This window comes from Streptomyces beijiangensis, from assembly GCF_017315755.1.
GTDB classification, from domain to species: Bacteria; Actinomycetota; Actinomycetes; order Streptomycetales; family Streptomycetaceae; genus Streptomyces; species Streptomyces beijiangensis.
This window is the reverse complement of sequence record NZ_JAFLRJ010000884.1, coordinates 1-576: the sequence shown is the minus strand read 5'-3', so window position 1 is coordinate 576 and position 576 is coordinate 1. Positions and strand designations below refer to the sequence as shown.

The following is a 576-nucleotide window of genomic DNA, read 5'->3' as shown; positions in this document are numbered from 1 at the left end:
CAGGCCGACCTGGAGGCGGAGGCGGCCACCCTGGACCCCGAACTCCCCCTGGCGGGCCGCCTCTTCGCGGTGAAGGGCAACATCGACGTGGCGGGCCTCCCCACCACCGCAGGCTGCCCTTCGTACGCGTACACCCCACCCCAGGACGCCCCCGTCGTAGCCGCACTCAAAGCAGCCGGAGCCCTGCTCATCGGCACGACGAACCTTGACCAGTTCGCCACCGGCCTGGTCGGCACCCGCTCCCCCTACGGCGCCGTACGCAACGCCATCGACCCCACCCGCATCAGCGGCGGCTCCAGCTCCGGTTCGGCCGTAGCCGTGGCACTCGGCATCGTCGACTTCGCCCTAGGCACCGACACCGCGGGCTCGGGCCGCGTCCCCGCCGCCTTCAACGGCATCGTCGGCCTGAAGCCGACCTACGGCCTGGTCCCCACCGAGGGCGTCGTCCCGGCCTGCGCGAGCCTGGACTGCGTCACCGTCTTCGCCCGTACGCTCCCGGAGGCCGAGCAGGCCCTCGCCCACATGACCACCGCCCCTGCGGCGACGACACCACCACCCCGCCGCCCCGGCCCGTAC

General features: G+C 73.4%; 1 protein-coding gene. It reads left to right on the top strand.

The window, feature by feature from the left end:
• Positions 1–576 (top strand): amidase family protein (locus J0695_RS39665; protein ID WP_242553759.1); only part of this gene is annotated, 576 nt, incomplete at both ends.